Source organism: Candidatus Dependentiae bacterium, from assembly GCA_026389065.1.
Classification (GTDB): domain Bacteria; phylum Babelota; class Babeliae; order Babelales; family Chromulinivoraceae; genus JACPFN01.
In genome coordinates this window covers 12,501-18,269 of sequence record JAPLIP010000055.1, presented here as the reverse complement: position 1 = coordinate 18,269, position 5,769 = coordinate 12,501, and the positions used below count along the sequence as shown (strand labels likewise).

The 5,769-nt window shown below is 36.8% G+C and carries 4 protein-coding genes and 1 rRNA gene (1 of these 5 cut by a window edge); 3 read left to right on the top strand and 2 right to left on the bottom strand.

The features are described from left to right. Window positions 1–104: 104 nt before the first annotated feature. Window positions 105–470 carry an HIT domain-containing protein gene (locus NTU89_04065; GenBank protein ID MCX5923706.1) on the top strand — a complete coding sequence of 122 codons (366 nt, stop codon included), beginning with the start codon at window positions 105–107 and terminating at the stop codon, window positions 468–470. A 2-nt stretch (window positions 471–472) separates the two neighbouring features. Here the strand turns inward: NTU89_04065 and NTU89_04060 are convergent, their stop codons facing one another. After that, a complete protein-coding gene (locus tag NTU89_04060) occupies window positions 473–1,444 on the bottom strand; it encodes a hypothetical protein (GenBank protein ID MCX5923705.1) in 972 nt (323 codons plus the stop codon). A gap of 134 nt (window positions 1,445–1,578) precedes the next feature. On the opposite strand from NTU89_04060, the gene NTU89_04055 reads away from it, so the two are divergent. Then, window positions 1,579–3,126: a hypothetical protein gene (locus NTU89_04055; protein MCX5923704.1), complete on the top strand. Its 1,548-nt coding sequence runs from the start codon at window positions 1,579–1,581 to the stop codon at window positions 3,124–3,126. A 112-nt stretch (window positions 3,127–3,238) separates the two neighbouring features. On the opposite strand, the gene prfB is transcribed toward NTU89_04055, so the two are convergent. After that, the gene (gene prfB / locus NTU89_04050) at window positions 3,239–4,333 is read right to left on the bottom strand and encodes a peptide chain release factor 2 (protein MCX5923703.1); all 1,095 of its coding nucleotides are present in this window, start codon (window positions 4,331–4,333) and stop codon (window positions 3,239–3,241) included. A gap of 603 nt (window positions 4,334–4,936) precedes the next feature. Here prfB and NTU89_04045 point away from each other — a divergent pair. Then, window positions 4,937–5,769, top strand: a 16S ribosomal RNA gene (locus tag NTU89_04045) (it continues 646 nt past the right edge of the window).

Below are 5,769 nucleotides of genomic sequence, written 5' to 3'. Positions count from 1 at the left end.
CGAACATTTTTGGTTTAGCGTTAAACATGGCATCAAAAAGATAATGGAAACAATGAAATCGGAAATAATAGAAGCTGCTTGTCATTTCTTTGGAGAAAAAAGCAATGCTTAATGATTTAGGCTATATGAATCAAGATTGTGTTTTTTGTAAGATTGTTTCTGGTCAGATCCCAAGTAAAAAAATTCAAGAAACTGATGATTTAATAGTCGTTAAAGATTTGCATCCACAAGCGCCAATTCATTATTTAATTATTCCTAAAAAGCATATCAAAAATATTCAGTCCTGTAGCCAGCAGGACCAGCTTCTTTTTGGATCTGTTTTTTTGATGGCACAAAAACTTTCTCAAGAAATACCAGGCGCGCAAGAGTTCAAATTAATTTCTAACAATGGCGCATCTGTTGGGCAGTCTGTTTTTCATATCCATATTCATTTTTTGGCAGGAAATAGTTCTTTAACGCATACTGCTTAAGCTTACAAAACCTTGGACAAAAACTTTTTAATTTTGTGTGAGTATAGATCTTGCTCTTTTAAGTGGTATGTTGCGTGGCTATCATGAGTAATCCACCAAGATTCATGTTTGTTTAATTCGTGTGTTAGGTTTTGAATTGGTGCGATTGGTACGTATGGATCATTGGTGCAGTGTATGAAGAATATGGGGCATTTTGCATTTTTTAAACATGTTTCGATATTGTCGACCTTTGAATGATGATTTTTAAGAACGCATCTATAAAAAAGTCTAATTAAATAACTAATTGGTTTTGCAAACCATGAAAAGTAGCTGTTTTTAAAATAACTTTGTGTTTCTGCGTGTACCGTTGGTTCAACAATATCAGTAAGTCTGAGCCAGCCACTATCAAAAATAATACCTTTGACTGATGAAGCGCTAGGGTTGTCTGTGTTTTGTAGATGATCTATCGCTTTTAGGCTATGAAAAGCACCAGAGCAAATGCCATGAATAACTATATTGTGTGTGATTTTATTTTCAGAATTATATCGTTGTAAGAAATCAATTGCTGCGAGTATGTCTTGATATTCCGATGATCCATATTGTTTTAAATTATTATATGAAAAAAGCGAGCCATCACTTTCCTGGTGTCCTCGTGCATCGAAAAATAAAAAGTTGTACGGTTGATTTTCTAGCAGAGCGTAAAAAGATGTCATTCCTTCTTTTGTTCCTGGATAAAAGCCAGCACAATACAAAATAGTACCCTTTATTTTTTTAGTTTTGCTTTGATCTAAAAACGATGCGCAGATTTTGAAATTGTCTTTTGTGGTAAAGCATGTTTTTTTAAATCCTTTTGAAGTTAGAATTTGTTGAACGGCCAAACTATTTTTTAAGGTTACGGTGTCAAAGAGTTGTGATATGTCACTATTTGATTTGGGTGATAAAGTCGTTGTCAGCAAGCTGCTTAGTAGGCTTAGAAATAAGAAGTGTGTCTTCATGGTCTCCTAGGGTTTATACATTCGTTTCTTTAAAGGCTATCATTTGTTTTTTTGTTTACAATTATTTGGTGCTTTTAAAAATATTGATTAGGCTCTCTGGCAAAGAGTGTTAGTTGTTTTTTTAGGAGAGTGTTGTGCAGATTTTGTTAATTTTTCTATCTATTTTCTTTTCTGTTTTGTCTACGGCTATGATGAGCTATCTTGCTATGAGTACGCAACTTGGCCCATGGGTAGCGCCAGTTTTTGTGGTGGTATGTATGGTTCTTGCAATGCCGCTTACCTCTAAAGATTGGTTTAAAAAATATGTTATTGTAACTATTGCTGCTGGATCAATTGGTGGAATGGTTGGTACGTGCCTTGGGCTTACGTGGCCAGCCTTTTATTTTTTACATGAGCGAGCATTTGAGCTTTCTATGAAGTCTCCACTGACCTTTGCGAGCAATGCTTCTCTGTTTGTTTTTTGTGCAGGCCTTCCTGCTTTTTTGATAGCTTATTTTTTCAAAGATTATTTAATCGTTCATAGAAAGCTGCCATTTCCTATGAGTAAGTTGATACATGATATTGTTTACATTAATAATGCTCGGTCTAGCCAGAACATGATGGCTCAAGGTCTAATGGCTTCATCTGCTTGGAACGTGCTATTGTTTGCACAAAGAGTATTTTTGCAACCATATTTGCTATCTTTGCATATGATTCCAATGCTTATTTCTATTGGTTTTGTGGCAGGAAGATTGAGCACGATTTCGCTTTTGATTGGGATTGTTTCAAGAAAGTTGTCTTTGTATCTAAGGAATCAATATTTTGTTTCATCTCCTGACAAAGAGTTTATTGTGACTTTTTGCTCAGGTGTGTTTCTAGCATTAATTATAACGCAAGTGTTTCTGTATCTTTTTAAAAATAGGAGTAATGAGTATCAAGCTTTTACGCTGTCTGGTTTTTACTCGAGCCTGGTAAGGCGATTGAATTCAAAGTATAAAGTGATTTTGTTTGCCGGTGGCATATTTATACCAGTTGTGTTTTTGCATGCATGGTCTGTTTCATTGATGGCTCAGGTATATTTACTTTTTGCATTGCTCTCTGTTGCTTATTATGTTTGTGTCATTGTTGCAAAAATTGGAGTGATTGATTTGTCGGTTTTTGTATGGCTTATCTTACTTCCTCTTTCATATCTTTATTCTGGAAATCAATTAACGAGTGTTGTTTGCGTTTCTGTTTTCTCTATGCTTTGTATTGGACTGATTGTAGATCTTTTGTTTTCTTATAAATTGGCTGAATTATCAAATATTTCATATGAAAGAATTCTGCGATATCAAATGCTTGGGTTTGTGGTTGCTATGATGAGTTCAGGATTTATAATTTGGAGCTATTTAAATACATTTAAGCTTGGTTCTTTTGATTTACTTGCTCAGTCGGCACAAGAGTTTAATGTGATGATCCAGTTTGGAACGTATGACCATGGTGTGGTTATTGTGGGTTTTGTCTTTGGGTTGATTTTCAGGCTTATGGTTCCTGAGCCATTAGTCGTGGTGGGTGCAATGTTAATGCCTGCATCAGTTACGTTTTGGTTGGTTTTGGCGGGTGCTTTTTCATATTTTATAAATAACTGTCAACGTTTCTACCCATTTTGGTTTGGAGTCTATGCTTCACACGCTTTATGGATGATGATTTGGGCTTTGATTTAAACAAATAAAAACAGGCTAAGGTCGTGAAATCTAAGCCTGTTTTTGTTAAAGATTCTATGATTTTTTTATGCCCTTATATATAAGGAGTAGATTTACGCAATAATTTGTTAATTTATTGTTGGTTTGCCCCTTGTGCAATGAGATAACTTTCAATGAAATCTATAAGGTCTCCATCCAGGACAAGTTCTGGTTGAAAATGTTCTTTGTTTGTTCGATGGTCTTTAACCATTTTATAAGGATGAAGGACATAAGATCTGATTTGAGATCCCCATTCTGCTTTCTTTTTTTCAACGACAGTTTTTGCTGCTTCTTCGAGTCTTTGTTTTTGTCTTAATTTTGCCATGAGCATTTTCATGGCAGTTTCTCGGTTTTGGATTTGTGATCGTTCAATTTGGCATTGCACGACTATGTTTGTGGGAATGTGAGTGATTCGAACTGCAGATTCTGTTTTGTTAACGTGTTGTCCCCCAGCTCCACTTGCTCGGTAAGTGTCAACGCGTAAGTCTTTTGTGTCAATTTCTATTTTTTCGCAGGGTGGAAGCTCTGGCACTAGAGTAACTGCAGCAAATGAGGTGTGCCTTCTTTTGTTTGCGTCAAAAGGAGAAATCCTTACAAGTCTGTGAATACCATGCTCTCCTTTAAGCAGTCCGTATGCATTATCACCTTTAATATAAAGAGTCGCTGATTTAATACCTGCTTCTTCTCCAGCATTGTGTTCAACGATAGATGCTTGGAGTTTGTTTTGTTCGCAGAATCTAAGATACATTCTCAGGATCATGTCAGCCCAGTCTTGCGATTCTGTTCCTCCTGCGCCTGAGTTTATAGAAAGAAAGCAAGAAGAGTGGTCATATTCTTCAGTGAGCAGTAGCTCTATTTTAAAGATGAGTGTTTGCTTGATAAGCCGATTGATTTCAATGCCAAGGTTTGCCGTTTCTTTTTCGTCATCGGCAAAGAGATCTAGTAATTCATTTAGCTCGCCAAAGCTTTTTATTGTTTTGTTGTATTGCTCAGAGGTGCCCTTTATTTTTTGGAGAGCCTTTAAGATAGAGCCGCTGTTTGGATTTTTCCAAAAATCAATATCGTTGCTTTCGCTGGTAAGGGTGTTTAATTGGTTTTCAAGGCTTGAGGATGCCCAATACTCTTTGATTACTTTGATGTGGGGTTCAAGGTTTTTAAGCTTTTCTTTGAGTTGGTCTGTTATTACCATGTTTCTTTTCATTATAAGTGATTAATATATGCCAACAGTATACTAAGTTTTGATTTTCAAAAAAACGATTCAATAATAAAGAGTCTTTTTTGTTAGAATATGTACAAAGATTTATAAAGTTTTTTAAAAATATTTTAAAAAAATATGAAGATTTTTAATAAAATTGGTCGACAATGTGCTGTTTTGTTAAAAAAATCCTATTTTTCTTAAACTTGATCAAGGAAGTGAATTGGTCTCGCAAAAGCGTATTTTAAAAGGCTTTTTTGAAAAAAAGATGTGCTTTGGTTGGTTGATTTTTGCTCGCAAAAGTGCAAAAAATATAAATTTTTAAAAAAGTGTGTAATTTCTTGCAAATATTGTTGACTTTGCTGATGATTGGGGGTATTCTTCTATTTGTAATCAGTTGAAATCCAAGACATCAGAAGGCGATTAAAAGCCGGAGTCGATGTCAAAAATTAAGAAGTTTACTAAAACTCTACCTCTAAAAAGGGGTCGATTTTAAATCTTTGAAATATCATAAGAATATAGAAAAAATGCATGCGTATCCGTTAAAAGATACGCGGGTAAGATTCTAAAGTAAAACCTTTATCAATTTTAAATTTTGTGATGGAGAGCTTGATCCTGGCTCAGAATGAACGTTGGCGGCGTGCCTAACACATGCAAGTCGAGCGTGAAAGTATTTCGGTATGAGTAAAGCGGCGAACGGGTGAGTAACGCGTGAGAATCTACCTTTTAGTGAAGAATACCTTTGGGAAACTAAAGTTAATGCTGCATATGTCTCGTAAGAGAGAAAGATGGCCTCTTTGCTGTCGCTAAAAGATGAGCTTATATTCTATTAGTTAGTTGGTGGGGTAAAGGCCTACCAAGACTATGATGGATAACCGGCCTGAGAGGGTGTACGGTCACATTGGAACTTAGACACGGTCCAAACTCCTACGGGAGGCAGCAGTGAGGAATATTGCACAATGGGCGAAAGCCTGATGCAGCGACGCCGCGTGGAGGATGACGGTCTTCGGATTGTAAACTCCTGTTAAGTGGGAAAAAAGAACCGTTGTTAATAGCAGCGGGAGATGATGGTACCACTAGAGAAAGCACCGGCTAACTTCGTGCCAGCAGCCGCGGTAATACGAGGGGTGCAAACGTTATTCGGAATCACTGGGCGTAAAGGGTCTGTAGACGGCGAAACAAGTCAGTTATAAAATCTCTTGGCTTAACCAAGAAACTGTAACCGAAACTGTTTTGCTTGAGGATGGAAGAGAGAAGCGGAATTCTCGGAGTAGCGGTAAAATGCGTAGATCTCGAGAGGAACACCGATGGCGAAGGCAGCTTCTTGGTCCATTTCTGACGTTGAGGGACGAAAGCGTGGGGAGCAAACAGGATTAGATACCCTGGTAGTCCACGCTGTAAACGATGATCATTAGATGTCAGGTCGCAAG

Bases quoted from the DNA above. Each gene is read 5' to 3' on its own strand.
- NTU89_04060 (MCX5923705.1), bottom strand. From the start codon at position 1,444: ATGAAGACACACTTCTTATTTCTAAGCCTACTAAGCAGCTTGCTGACA.
- prfB (MCX5923703.1), bottom strand. From the start codon at position 4,333: ATGGTAATAACAGACCAACTCAAAGAAAAGCTTAAAAACCTTGAACCC.
- NTU89_04065 (MCX5923706.1), top strand. From the start codon at position 105: ATGCTTAATGATTTAGGCTATATGAATCAAGATTGTGTTTTTTGTAAG.